15 protein-coding genes are annotated in these 16,155 nt (G+C 70.3%); 9 read left to right on the top strand and 6 right to left on the bottom strand.

Annotated features, from left to right (window positions below):
* Nucleotides 1-309: 309 nt before the first annotated feature.
* Entirely contained in the window at nt 310-2,535 is a 2,226-nt protein-coding gene (locus ACFYPC_RS02210; protein WP_388669284.1) for a DEAD/DEAH box helicase, read from the top strand.
* A 460-nt stretch (nt 2,536-2,995) separates the two neighbouring features.
* Nucleotides 2,996-3,865, top strand: coding sequence for an alpha/beta fold hydrolase (locus tag ACFYPC_RS02205; protein WP_388669281.1), 870 nt, complete (start codon nt 2,996-2,998; stop codon nt 3,863-3,865).
* Between the two features lie 75 nt (nt 3,866-3,940).
* On the opposite strand, the gene ACFYPC_RS02200 is transcribed toward ACFYPC_RS02205, so the two are convergent.
* Nucleotides 3,941-4,837 (bottom strand): NYN domain-containing protein, encoded by an 897-nt coding sequence (locus ACFYPC_RS02200; protein WP_388670021.1) that lies wholly within the window; start codon nt 4,835-4,837, stop codon nt 3,941-3,943.
* A 215-nt stretch (nt 4,838-5,052) separates the two neighbouring features.
* Between ACFYPC_RS02200 and ACFYPC_RS02195 the strand changes: the two genes are divergently transcribed.
* Nucleotides 5,053-5,205, top strand: a complete 153-nt coding sequence (locus ACFYPC_RS02195) for a hypothetical protein (RefSeq protein ID WP_388669279.1) — start codon at nt 5,053-5,055, stop codon at nt 5,203-5,205.
* A gap of 75 nt (nt 5,206-5,280) precedes the next feature.
* Here ACFYPC_RS02195 and ACFYPC_RS02190 read toward each other — a convergent pair whose 3' ends face one another.
* From ACFYPC_RS02190 to ACFYPC_RS02180, 3 genes are all read right to left on the bottom strand, one after another.
* The gene (locus ACFYPC_RS02190; RefSeq protein ID WP_388669276.1) at nt 5,281-5,886 is read right to left on the bottom strand and encodes a MarC family protein; all 606 of its coding nucleotides are present in this window, start codon (nt 5,884-5,886) and stop codon (nt 5,281-5,283) included.
* A gap of 145 nt (nt 5,887-6,031) precedes the next feature.
* A complete protein-coding gene (locus ACFYPC_RS02185; RefSeq protein ID WP_388669273.1) occupies nt 6,032-6,898 on the bottom strand; it encodes a PHP domain-containing protein in 867 nt (288 codons plus the stop codon).
* 183 nt (nt 6,899-7,081) lie between these two features.
* Nucleotides 7,082-7,738 (bottom strand): DUF6758 family protein, encoded by a 657-nt coding sequence (locus ACFYPC_RS02180; protein ID WP_388669270.1) that lies wholly within the window; start codon nt 7,736-7,738, stop codon nt 7,082-7,084.
* Nucleotides 7,739-7,912: 174 nt separating this feature from the next.
* On the opposite strand from ACFYPC_RS02180, the gene ACFYPC_RS02175 reads away from it, so the two are divergent.
* Nucleotides 7,913-9,211, top strand: coding sequence for an MFS transporter (locus ACFYPC_RS02175; protein ID WP_388669267.1), 1,299 nt, complete (start codon nt 7,913-7,915; stop codon nt 9,209-9,211).
* Between the two features lie 51 nt (nt 9,212-9,262).
* On the opposite strand, the gene ACFYPC_RS02170 is transcribed toward ACFYPC_RS02175, so the two are convergent.
* A complete protein-coding gene (locus tag ACFYPC_RS02170) occupies nt 9,263-9,847 on the bottom strand; it encodes a suppressor of fused domain protein (RefSeq protein WP_388669264.1) in 585 nt (194 codons plus the stop codon).
* Nucleotides 9,848-10,428: 581 nt separating this feature from the next.
* On the opposite strand from ACFYPC_RS02170, the gene ACFYPC_RS02165 reads away from it, so the two are divergent.
* Together ACFYPC_RS02165 and ACFYPC_RS02160 are read left to right on the top strand one after the other, a co-directional pair.
* On the top strand, nt 10,429-11,541 hold the full coding sequence (locus ACFYPC_RS02165) for a magnesium and cobalt transport protein CorA (RefSeq protein WP_388669261.1): 1,113 nt from the start codon (nt 10,429-10,431) through the stop codon (nt 11,539-11,541).
* Nucleotides 11,542-11,566: 25 nt separating this feature from the next.
* Entirely contained in the window at nt 11,567-12,109 is a 543-nt protein-coding gene (locus tag ACFYPC_RS02160; protein ID WP_388669258.1) for a hypothetical protein, read from the top strand.
* Between the two features lie 37 nt (nt 12,110-12,146).
* Here the strand turns inward: ACFYPC_RS02160 and ACFYPC_RS02155 are convergent, their stop codons facing one another.
* Nucleotides 12,147-12,866: a hypothetical protein gene (locus ACFYPC_RS02155; RefSeq protein WP_388670018.1), complete on the bottom strand. Its 720-nt coding sequence runs from the start codon at nt 12,864-12,866 to the stop codon at nt 12,147-12,149.
* Nucleotides 12,867-13,091: 225 nt separating this feature from the next.
* On the opposite strand from ACFYPC_RS02155, the gene ACFYPC_RS02150 reads away from it, so the two are divergent.
* From ACFYPC_RS02150 to ACFYPC_RS02140, 3 genes are read left to right on the top strand one after another with little or no spacing between them, the layout of a single operon-like run.
* Entirely contained in the window at nt 13,092-14,375 is a 1,284-nt protein-coding gene (locus ACFYPC_RS02150) for a magnesium transporter MgtE N-terminal domain-containing protein (protein WP_388669255.1), read from the top strand.
* Entirely contained in the window at nt 14,365-14,949 is a 585-nt protein-coding gene (locus ACFYPC_RS02145) for a DUF1003 domain-containing protein (RefSeq protein WP_388669253.1), read from the top strand. The genes ACFYPC_RS02150 and ACFYPC_RS02145 overlap by 11 nt, the downstream gene beginning before the upstream one ends.
* A 47-nt stretch (nt 14,950-14,996) precedes the next feature.
* Nucleotides 14,997-16,130: an Mrp/NBP35 family ATP-binding protein gene (locus tag ACFYPC_RS02140; RefSeq protein WP_388670015.1), complete on the top strand. Its 1,134-nt coding sequence runs from the start codon at nt 14,997-14,999 to the stop codon at nt 16,128-16,130.
* The last annotated feature ends 25 nt before the right edge of the window (nt 16,131-16,155 follow it).

The raw sequence follows: 16,155 nt of genomic DNA, 5'->3' as shown, positions 1-16,155 counted from the left end.
GGTGGCCCGATCGGCTCCGACCTGACAGCCCTCCAAGTCGGTACGTCACATTGCGTACGACACCCGGAGGGAACCCTCAGTGGTACGAGAGCTCGAGCGTCGGCAGTGGTCCCATGCCACTCGGCCCGCCCGTCAAGAGCGGCCGACGTCCCCGGCACGGTCCCGACACGACCCCCCGCGCTCGCCTCGCACCGCGTACACAGAACAGGCAGCACCCTGACTACCACTTTTCGAGAGCTCGGAATTCTTGCCGAGACCGCTGAGGCCCTTGAGGCCGTCGGCATCATCAATCCCTTCCCCATCCAGGAGATGACTCTCCCCGTTGCCCTCTCCGGCAGCGACGTCATCGGCCAGGCCAAGACCGGCACCGGCAAGACGCTGGGCTTCGGCCTCCCGCTCCTCGAGCGCGTCACCGTCCCCGCGGACGTCGAGGCGGGCCGGGCGAAGCCCGAGCAGCTCACCGACGCCCCGCAGGCCCTCGTCGTCGTCCCGACGCGCGAGCTGTGCCAGCAGGTCACGAACGACCTGCTGACCGCGGGCAAGGTCCGCAACGTACGCGTTCTCGCCATCTACGGCGGCCGGGCGTACGAGCCGCAGGTCGAGGCCCTCAAGAAGGGCGTCGACGTGATCGTCGGCACCCCGGGCCGGCTGCTCGACCTCGCGGGCCAGAAGAAGCTCGACCTCAAGCACATCCGGGCGCTCGTCCTGGACGAGGCCGACGAGATGCTCGACCTGGGCTTTCTGCCCGACGTCGAGAAGATCATGAACATGCTGCCGGCCCGCCGTCAGACGATGCTGTTCTCGGCGACCATGCCGGGCGCGGTCATCGGCCTCGCGCGCCGCTACATGTCACAGCCCACCCACATCCGCGCCACCTCGCCGGACGGCGAGGGCGCGACGGTGGCGAACACCGCGCAGTACATCTACCGCGCGCACAACATGGACAAGCCCGAGCTCGTCGCACGCATACTGCAGGCCGACGGCCGCGGTCTCGCGATGGTCTTCTGCCGCACCAAGCGGACGGCGGCGGATCTCGCCGACCAGCTCCAGCAGCGCGGCTTCGCCTCCGGCGCGGTCCACGGCGACCTCGGCCAGGGCGCCCGCGAGCAGGCGCTGCGCGCCTTCCGCAACGGCAAGGTCGACGTCCTCGTCTGCACCGACGTGGCCGCCCGCGGCATCGACGTCGAGGGTGTCACCCACGTCATCAACTACCAGTCCCCCGAGGACGAGAAGACGTACCTGCACCGCATCGGCCGTACGGGCCGCGCGGGCGCCAAGGGCATCGCCGTCACCCTCGTCGACTGGGACGACATCCCGCGCTGGCAGCTCATCAACAAGGCGCTGGACCTCGGCTTCCCGGACCCGCCGGAGACGTACTCCACGTCCCCGCACCTCTTCGAGGAGCTGAGCATCCCGGTCGGCACCAAGGGTGTCCTGCCGCGCTCCGAGCGCACCCGCGCCGGCCTCGCGGCCGAGCAGGTCGAGGACCTCGGCGAGACCGGCGGCCGTGGCGGACCGCGCGGCCGCGGTGGCCGTTCGGCCGCCCCGGCGTCGGCACCGGCCGCCGAACGTGAGCGCCCGGCGCGCACGCCGCGCAGCCGTCGACGTACGCGCAACGGCGCACCGATGGACGAGACGGCCACGTCTCCCGAGGTGACGACCGAGGCCGCCGAGGCACCGGCGCGCGAGGCCCGTACCCCCCGCCGCCGTCGCCGTACACGCAACGGCGCGGCGGAGCTGGTCGCCGTGCCCGAGGCCGCGGAGACCGCCGTCGCGACCGCCGAAGGCATCACGGACGAGTCGGCCGAGCCGGCCAGGCAACGTCGCCGCCGCACCCGCAAGACCGTGGAGTCGGTGGAGTCGGTGGAGTCGGTGGAGTCGGTGGAGTCGGTGGAGTCGGTGGAGACGCAGCTCACGGCCGAGACGGTCGTCGCCGAGGCTGTCGCCATCACAGAGGACGCCGCCGAGGCTCCCGCCGCACCGCGTCGTCGCACCCGCAAGGTGGCCGAGACCGCGGTCGACACGGCCGAGAGCGTCACGGAGGCCCCGGCCAAGCCGCGCCGCACCCGCGCCACGAAGGCGACCACGGTCACCACCACCGAGGCGGCCGCCGAGGCCGCTGTGGACACCGCCGAAGCCGTCGAGGCCCCCGCCGCACCGCGCCGTCGCACCCGCAAGGCTGCCGCCGCGACCGTCGAGGCCGGGATTCCGGCCCAGACGGCCGAGGAGCCCGAGGCCCCCGCCGCACCGCGTCGTCGCACTCGCAAGGTGGCGGAGACCGCGGTCGACACGGCCGAGGGCATCACGGAGGCCCCGGCCAAGCCGCGCCGCACCCGCAAGGCCGCCGTCCCCACGGTCGAGGTCACGCCCGACGCGGAGGTGACGCCCGACACGGAGGCCAAGCCGCGCCGTGCCCGTGCCGCGAAGGCCACCGTCGTGGCCGTCGACGCCGAGATTCCGGCTCAGACGGCCGAGTCGAAGCCGCGTCGTCGCACCCGCAAGGCCGCGCCCGCCGCGGAGCCCTCCGAGGGCTGAGCCCCTGCCCCACCCGATGGCCCGGTCCCACCACCCGTGGGGCCGGGCCATCGGCGTTCCCCGCCGACGCCGGCCCCGGCTCCTTTCGCCCCCCTCCGCCCCTACCCGTCCCGTACCTGGGGACTGCCGCCCCCAGCCTCCCGCGCCCCCACCATCGCGCTGAACGCGCTCGTCCTCAAACGCCGGACGGGCTGAACATCTCTCCCCAGCCGGATGGGACGTGGCTGCCACCCGCCCCGCACCCGAAAGGCGGCGGAAGGGGCCGGGGGCCGGTACATCACATGCCCGTCGCGTACGTCCGCGTCACCGGACCCCCGCGTCCTGCCCCACGTCTGATCCGGCGGCGACGGGCGGATGTACCGGCCCCCGGCCCCGACTCACCCACCCACCCACCGGGCGCACCCGGCGGCAGCAGCCACCCACCCTGCGCATCACGACCAACGACGGATAGCCTCAAGAAATGAGCAGGCCCGCCACCTTCACCCCTCCCCCCGGCGTCCACGCCCACCGCCTCCACACCGCGCGCGGCGACTTCGCCGCGCTCGAAGCGGAGGCGCAGGGCCGGCGCAGGGGCACCGTGCTGTTCCTGCCCGGGTTCACCGGCAGCAAGGAGGACTTCATCTCGCTGCACGAGCCGCTGGCGGCGGACGGCTACCGCACGGTCGCCGTGGACGGCCGGGGCCAGCACGAGTCCTCCGGCCCACAGGACGACGAAACGCCGTACGCGCAGGACGAGTTGGCAAGGGACGTACTCGCGCAGGCGGACGCCGTCGGCACCCCCGTGCACCTCGTCGGCCACTCCCTCGGCGGCCAGATCGCCCGCGCCGCCGTACTGCTGAACCCGTCCCCCTTCGTCTCCCTCACGCTCATCGCCTCCGGCCCCGCCGAGATCTCCGTCTCCCAGCAGCAGCGCGTCAAACTGCTCCGGGACGCACTCGCCGTAATGGACATGGCCCAGGTGTGGGAAGCCATGCAGGCGATGGAACCGCCGGAGGACACCGACACCGGTGGCCTCGACAAGGGGCTGGACGACCGCGCCGACCTGCGGCGCCGCTGGCTCGGCAACAGCCCGGCGCAGCTCATCGCGACCGGCCGCCAGCTCTGCACCGAACCCGACCGCGTCGCTGAACTGGCAGCGCTCCCCCTGCCGAAGCATGTCCTGTCCGGCGACGAGGACAACACCTGGCCGCTCCCGCTCCTCGACGACATGGCGGTACGCCTCGATGCGCGCCGCACGGTCATCCACGGCTCGGAACACTCCCCGAACACGGACCGCCCCGAGGAAACAGCCCGCGCCCTCGCAGACTTCTGGAACGCGATCGACCACTAGGACCACCAATCGGACCCCTCTGGCCCCAGCATTGGCCCTAGTAACTGGCCCTAGTACTGGCCCTAGTACTGCGCCCTAGTACTGCGCCCGAAGATGTTCCCAGAACCCGTCCCGGAGCGCCCGCCGCAGATCCGCCTGCCCCCGCAGGGAGTACTGCAACAGCCCCTCGGCCTCGACCAGCAGATCCTGGTCGACCGAGCCGGGCAGATACGGATGCCCGGGCAGCAGGTCGACGAGCGCCTCACGCCCCCGCGCGGCGAGCCACTTCGCGGCGACCTGCGCGCCCACGAACCGCACGTCGTCGCGGGTGGGCCGGGCCGCCGCCGTCGCGTCATACGTGGCGGCGGTCCTCCGCGCGACGTACGGCTTGAAGAAGTCGAGGTCGAAGGTGCGCTGGCTGTCGACCTCCCAGAGCAGCGGTTCGGCCTGGTTGCGGCCCTCCGGCGCCTCGATGCCCCACAGGTGGACACGCGCCCCGTACCCCTGCGCCGCCTCGACCGCCGACACCAGGTCCTCGTCACCGCCGAGCAGCGCGGCGTCACTGATGGCGCGGTGCCGGGCGAGGGACTCCAGGTCGGACCTGATGAGTGAGTCGACGCCCTTCTGCTGGTTGTTGGCGTTGAGGTTGCCCAACCGCACCTTCACGTCCGGCAGTTCGGCGATCGACTGCTGTTCCGCGGTGTGGATGCGGCGCCGGGCGCCGTCGTACCAGTAGACGCGCAGCAGCCTGCTGTCCGCGAAGATCGTGCGGGCCCGGTCGATGAGAGCCTCGATGAGTCCCTCGGTGTCCAGATCGAAGGAGCGGCGGTCCTCGGTGCCTGCGACGAGCCGTCCGGCGGCCGCGTACAGATACCCGGCGTCGACGAAGATCGCATGGGTCGAGGGCGTCTTGGCCACCTCGGCGAGCATGCGCTGGAGCAGCTCGTTCGTGCGGTCCATGCGGGCGCCGAGCGCCTCCAGGTCGTCGTTCATCGCTTCCATTGTCACGGTGGTCACGCTTCGAACACAACCGGTCCCAATCAGTCCGCTACCGGCAAGTAGTTAGCGACTCGAAAAATTTCCTTAGCGTAGGGAATGTTTGTAACACGCAACCCGTTGAATCCGTAGGGAGCGAGGGACACCGAAGCCCCACGCGCCACTCACAAGTAGTTCTCCTCAGGAGGATGACCAGACGAAGGGAGAAGCCAATGCGCTTCGAAATCATGCGACTCGACGATGTCGACGGAACCGCCGTGGACAGCACTGTCGTAGACGCCGCCTCCGTCAACCGGATCGTTCAGCAGGCTGCCGCCACAGGTCAGCGGCTCTGGATCCGCCCGGCCGACTCATCCGCTTCATAACACGCGGACAGACTTCAGAGCCCCGTACGGCACCCATGCCGTACGGGGCTCTGCTCTTGGCCGGTGCAGGGCGGTTCAGCTCCCCTGCACCACCTGCGTCACCCCGTTGATGATCTGCTGGACCGCGATCGCCGACAGCATCATGCCCGCGAGCCGCGTCACCAGCACCACACCGCCGTCCTTGATGACGCGGATGATCAGCAGCGAGTACCGCATCACGATCCACAGCACGACGTGGATGGCGAGGATCGCGGCCCACACGGACACCTGCGTGGCGACGCTGTCGGCCTTCTGCACGGCCAGGATCACCGACACGATCGCGCCGGGTCCGGCGAGCAGCGGCATGCCGAGCGGTACGAGGGCGACGTTGACGTCCTTGGTCTGCTTCGGCTCGTCGGTCTTGCCGGTGAGCAGGTCGAGGGCGATCAGCAGGAGCAGCAGACCGCCCGCGATCATCAGCGCAGGCACGGACACATGCAGGTAGTCCAGGATCTGGTGCCCGAGCAGCCCGAACACGGCGATCACTCCGCCGGCCACACAGACGGCCTGGAAGGCCATCCGCCGCTGGACCTTGGCGGGGCGCCCCGAGGTGAGCGCGAGGAAGATCGGAGTGATCCCGGGGGGATCCATGATCACGAAGAGGGTGAGGAAAAGGGAGCCGAAGACGGCGACGTCGAACACAACTGAGGCCTTGCAGATATCGGGGCGGGAACGAAAACAGGAACTGAGCAACCAGGAAGCGCGAGCCGGGAAACCAGGACGAGGAACCGAGCAACCAGGAAGCGTGAACCGGGAAACCAGGACGAGGAACTGGGCGACCAGGGACCTACCGGCCCTGGCCCCCGCCCGCCCCAGGCACCGGAAACGCCCCGGTCGCCCGCCGGGTGATCTCGCCGTACACCTCGGGATCGGTCGTGTACTCCCCGAGCACGCACGTCTTCCGGCTGCCGTGGTAGTCGCTGGACCCGGTGGTCAGCAGCCCCAGTTCGGCCGCCAGTCCGCGCAACCGCGCCCGGGTGGCCGGTTCGTGGTCCATGTGGTCGACCTCGATGCCGTCGAGACCCGCGGCCGCGAGCTCGGCGATCGCGGAGTCCGGCACGGTACGGCCCCGCTTGGCGGCCGCCGGGTGCGCGAAGACGGTGACGCCACCCGCGCCCTTGACCAGCCGGATCGCCTCGAAGGGGTCGGTCTCGTGCTTCTCGACGAAGGCCCGGCCGCCGTCGGACAGCCACTGCTCGGTGAAGGCGTCGTCCACGGTCGGTACGACGCCGAGTTCGACCAGGGCGGAGGCGATGTGGGGCCGCCCCACCGAACCCTCGCCCGCGATACGCGCCACCTGCGTCCAGGTGATCGGCACGCCGAGCTCCTGGAGCCGGGCGACCATGCCCTTGGCGCGCGGCACCCGGTCGTCCCGTACGAGCTCACGCTCGGCGAGCAGCGCGGGCTCCTCGGGGTCGAAGAGGTAGGCCAGCATGTGCATGCTGATGCCGTCCAGACGGCAGGAGAGCTCGGCCCCGGTGACCAGCGTCAGCCCGGCGGGCAGCGCGTCGATCGCCTCGGCGTGCCCGCGGGTCGTGTCGTGGTCGGTCAGCGCGACGACGTCCAGACCGGCGGCGGCAGCGTTGCGGACCAGCTGGGCCGGGGTGTCCATCCCGTCGGACGCGGTGGAGTGGGCGTGCAGATCGATGCGCACTACGCGGACTCCAGACGGTGACGGGACGAAGGGGCTCCCCCACGGCAGGGAAGGGGACACCCAAGGGTAACGGTCGGCCGACCTCTCCCTGTCACACCCGCACCCGCCCAGCGCCCCCTACGAACTACCTGTGAGCCCCTACGGCTGTGAGCCGTACGACAGAGAGCCGTACGGCAGGGAGCCCTACGACTGGGAGCCCTCAGGTTCCAGGATCCGCGGCGACAGCGCCCCGCACGGCAGCAGGTCCGCCTCGGCGCCCGCGTCCCGCAGGTCCGTCAGCACCAGTTCGTCGTACATCAGCAGCCCCGACTGCTCGGGCCACACGACCGCCCACAGCCACAGCCCACGCGCCTCGCCCGCGAAGACGGCGCGGTCGTCGGGGGCGCCGGCCACATGCCAGAGGGGGGTGGGGCGGCCGGCCGCGAGGACCTTGGCCTCCGGCGGTTTCTCGACGCTCATGTACGGGCCGGGGTCGGGCCCGTCCACTCCCGCGTACCGCGCGCCGAGACCGACGCCGAGCTCCTCGGCGATGAGGATCAACTCCCCTACGCCGCCGAGCGGTCCGGGTCCGGAACAGGCGACGGCGGTCGCGCGCCCGCCGCTGCGGTCGTCACCGGCGAAGGCTGCACCGGTGAACAGCCAGCCGACCGGCAGCGGCCACGGCATCCACACGGGCACCCGGGCACGGTGCACCACCACGCCGAGGGCTTCGACGCTGGGCGGGATCACGGGCTGCAGCGGATGCACGGTGCCGTGCAGATCGCACTGCCAGGAGTCGGCAAAGAGGCCGGGAGCCCTGACCCGGCCACCACACTTCGGGCAACTGGGTTCGCCCCTCATAAGGCCCAACGGTCCTCCCCGTCCTTCGCCGCGTCAAGGACGATCACCCGTCCGGCGCCCGCGCGCCTCACCCGGGGCCACTCGGAGAAACTAGATGTGGCTTGCATTATTTAGCCGACCTAACTTATTATGTGTATACGTCAACGATCTGGTCGAGGACTGCGAGGCCCACATATGCGCACCACCACCCCAGGAAAAGCCGCCGAAACGGACTCGATCCCGGTCGACGATCCTTTCGGCGACCCTTCCGACGATCCTTTCGACGCCGGAGCCGGCAGCATCCTGCGCCAGCCGAAGGCGGTCTGGGCGACGGCCGGGGCGTCCGTCGTCGCCTTCATGGGCATCGGGCTCGTCGACCCGATCCTGCCGTCCATCGCCAAGGGCCTTGACGCCACCACCAGTCAGGTCTCGCTCCTCTTCACGTCGTACTTCCTGATCACCGCCGTCGCGATGCTCGTGACGGGCTTCGTCTCCAGCCGCATCGGCGGCAAGAAGACCCTGCTGCTCGGCCTTGCCCTCGTGGTCGTCTTCGCGGGCCTGGCGGGCACGTCCGGATCGGTCGGCGAACTCGTCGGGTTCCGGGCCGGCTGGGGCCTCGGCAACGCGCTGTTCGTGTCCACGGCCCTCGCCGTCATCGTCGGCGCGGCGGCCGGCGGCAGCGCCGCGGCGATCCTGCTGTACGAGTCGGCCCTGGGCCTCGGCATGGCATGCGGCCCCCTGCTGGGCGCACTGCTCGGCAACGCGAGCTGGCGCTACCCGTTCTTCGGCACCGCGTTCCTGATGGCGGTCGGCTTCCTGTGCATCACGGCGTTCCTGAAGGAGCAGCCGAAGCCCGCGAAGAAGACCTCCCTGCTCGACCCGATCCGGGCACTGGGCCACGGCGGTCTCGCCTCGGCGGCCGTCTCGGCGTTCTTCTACAACTACACGTTCTTCACGGTGCTGGCCTTCACCCCGTTCGTGCTGAACATGACCCCGTACAAGTCGGGGGCCGTCTTCTTCTGCTGGGGCCTGCTGCTCGCCCTCTTCTCGGTGATCGTCGCGCCGCGCATGCAGGCCCGCTTCGGCTCGCTGAAGGTGCTCGGCGGCTCGCTGGTCCTGCTCGCGGTCGACGTACTCGTCCTCGGTTACGGCAGTCACACCACCGCTGTCGTGTGCACGATCCTGTCCGGCGCCTTCATCGGCGTGAACAACACCGTGTACACGGAACTGGCCCTGGGCGTCTCGGACGCGCCACGCCCCGTGGCGAGCGCCGGGTACAACTTCGTGCGCTGGTTCGCGGCCGCGGCGGCGCCCTACTTCGCGCCGAAGATCGAGGAGTGGAGCGACATCCACATCCCGTTCGTGGTCGCCGCCGTCACCGCGGTGATCGGCGCCGCGGTGGTCTTTGTACGACGGGACGCGCTCACGCACGACGCCGAGGAGCTGGAGCCTCGGCACGGGACAGAAGACAGTGTCAGCGTTTTTGCCAACTGACTGATTTCGGCCAGGGTCTGACCTGGGATCAGCCAGAGTCAGAACGAGACCTCAGTCCAGCGGAACGGACCTGCGCAGCGGATCGCGCAGGTCCGTTCCGCCGCTGAGCCAGCGCTCCTGAAGGGCGCCCGCGCCGTGCACCCGCTTCCACGCGGCCTCGTTCGGCGTCATGGGGAGCAGGGGCAGAAAACGTACCGGATCGGCGGGCTCGTCCAGGTCGAGGTCCTCCACCAGACCACCCGGCTCGGCGACCAGCACAGAGGTGAACGGCGCGCCCGGCCAGAGGGGTTCGCCCACGTCGAGCGAGGCGCCGGGAGCCACGATCAGGCCCTCGACCTGCGGAGACGCGGCGAGTACGGCGAGCGGCCGGAGCACCTTGTCGGTGTCGGCGGCGCCGGCGCGCACGGAAAGGACCAGCTCGGCGCGCGGGCCTTTCACCGGGTCGGCGACGACCGACGCGGGGTCCGCCATCGGCTGGGCGGACATGCCGAGCGTCGCGTAGCGGACGATGTCGCCCTCGGTGAAACGGAGCACCTCGACGCGGTCGGTACCGAGGAAGGTGACCGCGGCCCGCGCGTCGGGCTCGCCCAGCGCGGAACGTATCCGGGCCTCGACCAGAGGGAGAACATCAGCCATGAGCCGAGCATAGAACTCGTTAGGACGGGGCAAAGCGGCGCCTTGACGCTTCGGTGCGCTGATACTCTGGGCCCTCGGCCGGGGCAGCACGCAGAAGCGTCGCTCTCAAGTCCCGGCCCTCTGAGGCTGATTTCCCCCACGGGGGAACCGTCCGACTCCCCTGTGGAGGGAGCTGGACCCCCTACGGGGGATGGATCGTCCCCCACGGGGGACCGACCGGAGGAGGTGGGGCTGCAATGGACCGAAGTCACCCGTGCAGTACTACCCGCTCTTCCGGTCGCTGACTTCCCTGGCCGGCTCTGTAGCCCTGCTGGCTGTCGCCTCCTGCGAACGTGTGCATGCGTGTCAGCGTTGCCCGGTGCACCACGGAAGAGCGCTTCGTTCCCACCTGATCCGTTCGATCCGAACGCGATCCGTCTGATCCAGACGTGATCTGCCTGATCTGAATCAGTAGCGAAGCTGCCATCGCGACGGTGCGGTGCTCCCCGCTTTGTGGACGTGCCAGACATCCGCAGTCAGGACGTCCCCATTCCGGGCAGTTCCAACCGTCGCCGGCCGCCTCCGTTGCGAAGGAGCCTGCCATGTCGATGATCCGTGATCTCCGTGCCGCGGTCCGCCCCCGTCCCTCGCTCCGCAAGGACAGCGGCTCGTACGACACCACCCGTGACCCCGGGACCCCCTCCGCCGTGGTCGACTGCGCCATCTACCGCGACGGCGCCCGGGTGGAGACCCGCGAGCCCCTGACGCCGCACCAGGCGGTGCGTCAGGTGCACCGTGACGGCGGTTTCGTGTGGATCGGTCTGCACGAGCCGACCGAGGCCGAATTCTCCGGTATCGCAAGCGAGTTCGGGCTGCACCCGCTCGCCGTCGAGGACGCCGTACAGGCCCACCAGCGGCCCAAGCTGGAGCGGTACGACGACTCGCTCTTCACCGTCTTCAAGACCATCCACTACGTCGAGCACGACCAGCTCACCGCCACCAGCGAGATCGTCGAGACCGGCGAGGTCATGTGCTTCACCGGGCGGGACTTCTTCATCACCGTCCGGCACGGCGGGCAGGGTTCGCTTCGATCGCTGCGGCACCGGCTCCAGGACGACCCCGAGTTGCTCGCCAAGGGGCCCTCCGCCGTACTGCACGCCATCGCCGACCATGTCGTCGACGGGTACATCGCGGTCGCGGACGCCGTGCAGGACGACATCGACGAGGTCGAGACCCAGGTCTTCTCCCCCGGCCGCAAGGGCTCCCCGCGCGGCACGGACGCCGGGCAGATCTACCAGCTCAAGCGCGAGGTGCTGGAGTTCAAGCGGGCGGTGTCGCCGCTGCTGCGCCCCATGCAGCTGCTGAGCGAGCGGCCGATGCGACTGGTCGACCCCGACATCCAGAAGTACTTCCGCGATGTCGCCGACCACCTCGCCCGGGTCCAGGAGCAGGTCCTCGGCTTCGACGAGCTGCTCAACTCGATCCTCCAGGCCAACCTCGCGCAGGCGTCCGTCGCGCAGAACGAGGACATGCGCAAGATCACCTCCTGGGCCGCGATCATCGCCGTACCGACGATGGTGTGCGGGGTGTACGGCATGAACTTCGAGCACATGCCGGAGCTTCACTGGAGATACGGCTACCCGGTGATCATGGGCATCACGGTGACCCTCTGCGTGGGGATCCACCGCACGCTCAAGCGCAACGGCTGGCTGTGAACCCGCCCTGGTTAGGCTTGGCCCCATGACGCAAGAGCTGCTCGACCAGGCCCTCGTCGAGGAGGCCACCAAGAAGTCCGGGCTGATCTGGGTGCGGGGCAGCGAGGTGCCGGTACTCCAAGGGCAGGCCCGCGGTGTGCCCACCCGCGCCCTGTGGCATGTGTGGCACGAGGGCGCGGCCTGTCTGATCGGCGACGGGCCCGGCGAGCAGCCGCTGCCCGGCCTGGTCGACGGGGGCGACGCGCTGGTCACCGTACGCAGCAAGGACAAGGGCGGGCGCCTGGTGGCCTGGACCGCGAAGGTCGTGGAGCTGACGCCAGGAACGCCGGAGTGGGAGGCGGCGGTCGACGAACTCAAGGGCAAGCGGCTGAACGCCCCCGACGGTGAGGCGATGGCGGAGCGCTGGGCCCGCGAGTGCCGGGTGGTCCGCCTTGAGCCGACGGGCGGCACCTCCGAACTCCCCGACGGCTCGCTCTCCGCGCCGCCGCTGCCCACCCCCGCCACCACCCGACAGCCGGCGCCCGCGGGCCTCCCCCGCCTTCTCTTCAAGAAGCGCAAACGCCGCTAGGCAGGCGGGAATCTGAACGACAGGGTCCGGCTGAGGCCTACGAGGACGGCAGCTGCTGCCCGTAGTCCACCGTCTCCTTCTTGGTGGGCTCCGTCAGGGCGAAGTCCTTGCCCCAGTCCGTGAGACGGAGGGTGCCGGCGTTGCCCGCGCGGACCAGAAGGAGGGGGTACGCCGTTCCCTCCAGGGAGACGTCCAGGGAGCCGCCCGAGCCGTCGCCGCCGGTGATGCGGAAGGTCCGGACGCCGGACTGCTCGTGGTAGCCGTCGGTGGCGAGGGTGCCCTGCAGGGTGAGCAGGCCGTCGAGGAGGACGTCCTTGTCGGTGAAGCCGCTGAAGCGCTTGTAGGTGGGGTCGTCGGTGGGGACCTTCACGTACATGCCGCTGAGCTTGTCGGCGACGTCCGTGTCCGTGTCCGTGTCCGTCGAGCTCGCGCCGCCCGAGCCGTCCTGGTGGCTCCAGAAGTCCGCGTCGGCCTTCAGATAGAGGTGCTCGCCGACCCTCAGCAGCCGGAAGGTCGAATCCTTCGAGGTGACCGACCCGGTGCCGCCGTCGTCCTTGAGGCTCATGTCGAGGGTGTAGGTGGTCCCGTTGGTCACGACGGTTCCGGAGAGCCGTACCGTCTTCGCGGCCTCGGCCGCCTGTTTGGTCTTCGTCTGGATCTGGGCGGCGGTCAGCTTGCCCACTCCGTTCGTGCCCGCGTCCGGGTCCTCACTGCTGCACCCCGTCAGTCCTGTCCCCGTCACGACCAGTGCGCACATCGCGCTCACCAGTGCGGTCCTGTGGGTACGGCCCTGGAGAATTGCAGTCACAGGTGGGGCGCCTTTCGAGCGGGGGTCCGGCGGCGGCGTACGGCAGCGTACCGGTGCTTCCCCGGCCCGACGGAAGGGGTCCGTCCGGACCGCCCACCAGGGCGTATCCGACCGGGACGGGCTAGCCTGAAGCCCACCCGAGCGGACAATACGGCAGGAACAGGAGGCGCGCGCATGGTCGCAGGCGCCCCCCGGATCTTCGTCTCGCACCTCGCCGGCGTCGCCGTCTTCGACCCGAACGGCGACCAGGTGGGCCGCGTGCGTGACCTGGTCGCCATACTGCGTGTCGCGCGACGGCCGCCCCGGATCCTCGGCCTGGTCGTCGAACTGTCCACGCGCCGCCGCATCTTCCTGCCCATGACCCGGGTGACCGGCATCGAGAGCGGCCAGGTCATCACCACCGGAGTCCTCAACGTGCGCCGCTTCGAACAGCGGCCCACCGAGCGGCTGGTGTTCGGCGAACTGCTCGACCGGCGCCTCACGCTCGTCGAGACGGGCGAGGAGGTGACCGTGCTCGACGTGTCCGTCCAGCAGCTTCCGGCGCGACGGGACTGGGAGATCGACCGGGTCTTCGTCCGCAAGGGCCGCAGCGGGGCGTTCAGGCGCACCAAGGGGGTGACCCTGACCGTCGAGTGGTCCGCCCTCACCGGGTTCTCACTGGACGAGGAGGGACAGGGCGCCGAGAGCCTCCTCGCCACCTTCGAGCAGCTGCGCCCGGCGGACCTCGCGAACGTCATGCACCACCTGTCGCCGAAACGGCGCGGCGAGGTGGCCGCGGCGCTGGACGACGACCGCCTCGCCGACGTGCTCGAACAGCTCCCCGAGGACGACCAGATCGAGATCCTCGGCAAGCTCAAGGAGGAACGCGCGGCCGACGTACTGGAGGCGATGGCCCCGGACGACGCCGCCGACCTGCTCGCCGAACTCCCCGAGGACGACGTGGAGCGGCTGCTGAAACTGATGCGGCCCGGCGACGCGGCCGACGTACGGCGGCTGATGGCCTACGAGGAGCGGACCGCCGGCGGTCTGATGACGACCGAGCCCATCATTCTGCGGCCCGACGCGACGATCGCCGAGGCACTCGCCCGGGTCCGCAGCCCCGACCTCTCCCCCTCGCTCGCCGCCCAGGTGTACGTGTGCCGCGCGCCGGACGAGACACCCACGGGCAAGTACCTGGGCACCGCGCACTTCCAGCGGCTCCTGCGCGACCCGCCGTACACCCTGGTCAGCTCGATTCTCGACGACGATCTGCAGCCCCTCTCCCCGGACGACGCGCTGCCCGTCGTCGCCGGGTTCTTCGCGACGTACGACATGGTCGCGGCGCCCGTCGTCGACGAGAGCGGCTCGCTGCTCGGCGCGGTGACCGTGGACGACGTACTGGACCACATGCTGCCCGAGGACTGGCGCGAGACGGAGTTCCACCTCGACGAGGACGAGGGGGTGGCCGATGGCGCCTGAACGCGAGACGCGTGAGCGCGCCGTCCTGGGGGCGACCGCGGCCCCCCGGCCGCGCAACCGGCTCGACCAGCCGAAGCCGACGCGCCGCAGACTGCTGCCGGAGTGGGACCCGGAGGCGTTCGGGCGGTTCTCGGAGCGGATCGCGCGCTTCCTGGGCACCGGGCGGTTCATCGTCTGGATGACCGTCGTCGTGGTCGTCTGGGTGCTGTGGAACGTCTTCGCGCCCCGGGACCTGCGCTTCGACAACTACCCGTTCATCTTCCTGACCCTGATGCTGTCGCTCCAGGCCTCCTACGCCGCCCCGCTGATCCTGCTCGCGCAGAACCGGCAGGACGACCGCGACCGGGTCAACCTCGAACAGGACCGCAAGCAGAACGAGCGGTCGATCGCGGACACCGAGTACCTCACCCGCGAGATCGCCTCGCTGCGCGTGGGCCTCGGCGAGGTCGCCACCCGGGACTGGATCCGTTCCGAGCTCCAGGACCTGATCAGGGAACTGGAGGATCGGCGTCCGGACGGCCGCGTCGTCTTCCCGTCCGAGCGGCCTCGGGGACGTGACACAGACGACCTGTGACGGGGCTTTCCTGGGGACATGGGGAGCCCCGTACCATCGACAGCATGGTGGCTACGGAAGACGCGGTGCGCGAAGCACTGGCGACGGTGAACGACCCCGAGATCCAACGACCCATCACCGAACTGGGGATGGTCAAATCGGTTGAGATCGGTGCGGATGGTGCGGTCGCGGTCACTGTCTATCTGACTGTCTCCGGCTGCCCGATGCGCCAGACCATCACGGACAGTGTGACGGCGGCGGTCGCGGCGGTCGCGGGCGTCACGCACGTCGACGTGACCCTGGACGTGATGGGCGACGAACAGCGCCGCGAGCTCGCGGCCGCGCTGCGCGGCGGGACGGCCGAGCGCGAGGTCCCCTTCGCCCAGCCGGGCTCGCTCACGCGCGTGTACGCGGTGGCCTCCGGCAAGGGCGGCGTCGGCAAGTCCTCGGTGACGGTGAACCTGGCTGCCGCGATGGCGGCCGACGGCCTCAAGGTCGGTGTCGTGGACGCCGACATCTACGGCCACTCCGTGCCCCGCATGCTCGGCGCCGACGGGAAGCCGACCCAGGTCGAGAACATGATCATGCCGCCGTCGGCGCACGGCGTGAAGGTCATCTCGATCGGCATGTTCACGCCCGGCAACACGCCCGTCGTATGGCGCGGCCCGATGCTCCACCGCGCCCTCCAGCAGTTCCTGGCGGACGTCTTCTGGGGCGACCTGGACGTGCTGCTCCTCGACCTCCCGCCGGGCACCGGCGACATCGCGATCTCGGTCGCGCAGCTCGTCCCGAACGCCGAGATCCTCGTCGTGACGACGCCTCAGCAGGCCGCCGCCGAGGTCGCCGAGCGCGCGGGCTCCATCGCCGTGCAGACCCACCAGAAGATCGTCGGCGTCGTCGAGAACATGTCGGGTCTGCCGTGTCCGCACTGCGGCGAGATGGTCGACGTCTTCGGCAGCGGCGGCGGCCAGTCCGTCGCCGAGGGCCTGACCCGCACCACCGGCGCCACCGTCCCGGTTCTCGGCAGCATCCCGATCGACGTCCGCCTCCGCGAGGGCGGCGACGAGGGCAAGCCCGTCGTCCTGACCGACCCGGACTCCCCGGCGGGCGCCGCGCTGCGTGCCATCGCAGGCAAGCTGGGCGGCCGGGCACGCGGTCTTTCGGGCATGTCGCTGGGCATCACACCGAGGAACAAATTCTGAGTACGTGACTGGAGGCGCCCCTTTT

The sequence above is a fragment of the Streptomyces sp. NPDC005808 genome (assembly GCF_042871385.1).
Lineage (GTDB): Bacteria > Actinomycetota > Actinomycetes > Streptomycetales > Streptomycetaceae > Streptomyces.
Note: the sequence above shows the minus strand (reverse complement) of the source record. Positions and strands in the feature narration are given on the sequence as shown.

What these genes read in the sequence shown, in the direction of transcription:
- ACFYPC_RS02165 (WP_388669261.1), top strand. Translation starts at nt 10,429, where the DNA reads ATGTCGATGATCCGTGATCTCCGTGCCGCGGTCCGCCCCCGTCCCTCG.
- ACFYPC_RS02195 (WP_388669279.1), top strand. Translation starts at nt 5,053, where the DNA reads ATGCGCTTCGAAATCATGCGACTCGACGATGTCGACGGAACCGCCGTG.
- ACFYPC_RS02160 (WP_388669258.1), top strand. Translation starts at nt 11,567, where the DNA reads ATGACGCAAGAGCTGCTCGACCAGGCCCTCGTCGAGGAGGCCACCAAG.
- ACFYPC_RS02145 (WP_388669253.1), top strand. Translation starts at nt 14,365, where the DNA reads ATGGCGCCTGAACGCGAGACGCGTGAGCGCGCCGTCCTGGGGGCGACC.
- ACFYPC_RS02180 (WP_388669270.1), bottom strand. Translation starts at nt 7,738, where the DNA reads ATGAGGGGCGAACCCAGTTGCCCGAAGTGTGGTGGCCGGGTCAGGGCT.
- ACFYPC_RS02155 (WP_388670018.1), bottom strand. Translation starts at nt 12,866, where the DNA reads ATGTGCGCACTGGTCGTGACGGGGACAGGACTGACGGGGTGCAGCAGT.
- ACFYPC_RS02175 (WP_388669267.1), top strand. Translation starts at nt 7,913, where the DNA reads ATGCGCACCACCACCCCAGGAAAAGCCGCCGAAACGGACTCGATCCCG.
- ACFYPC_RS02210 (WP_388669284.1), top strand. Translation starts at nt 310, where the DNA reads ATGACTCTCCCCGTTGCCCTCTCCGGCAGCGACGTCATCGGCCAGGCC.
- ACFYPC_RS02200 (WP_388670021.1), bottom strand. Translation starts at nt 4,837, where the DNA reads ATGAACGACGACCTGGAGGCGCTCGGCGCCCGCATGGACCGCACGAAC.
- ACFYPC_RS02205 (WP_388669281.1), top strand. Translation starts at nt 2,996, where the DNA reads ATGAGCAGGCCCGCCACCTTCACCCCTCCCCCCGGCGTCCACGCCCAC.
- ACFYPC_RS02150 (WP_388669255.1), top strand. Translation starts at nt 13,092, where the DNA reads ATGGTCGCAGGCGCCCCCCGGATCTTCGTCTCGCACCTCGCCGGCGTC.
- ACFYPC_RS02170 (WP_388669264.1), bottom strand. Translation starts at nt 9,847, where the DNA reads ATGGCTGATGTTCTCCCTCTGGTCGAGGCCCGGATACGTTCCGCGCTG.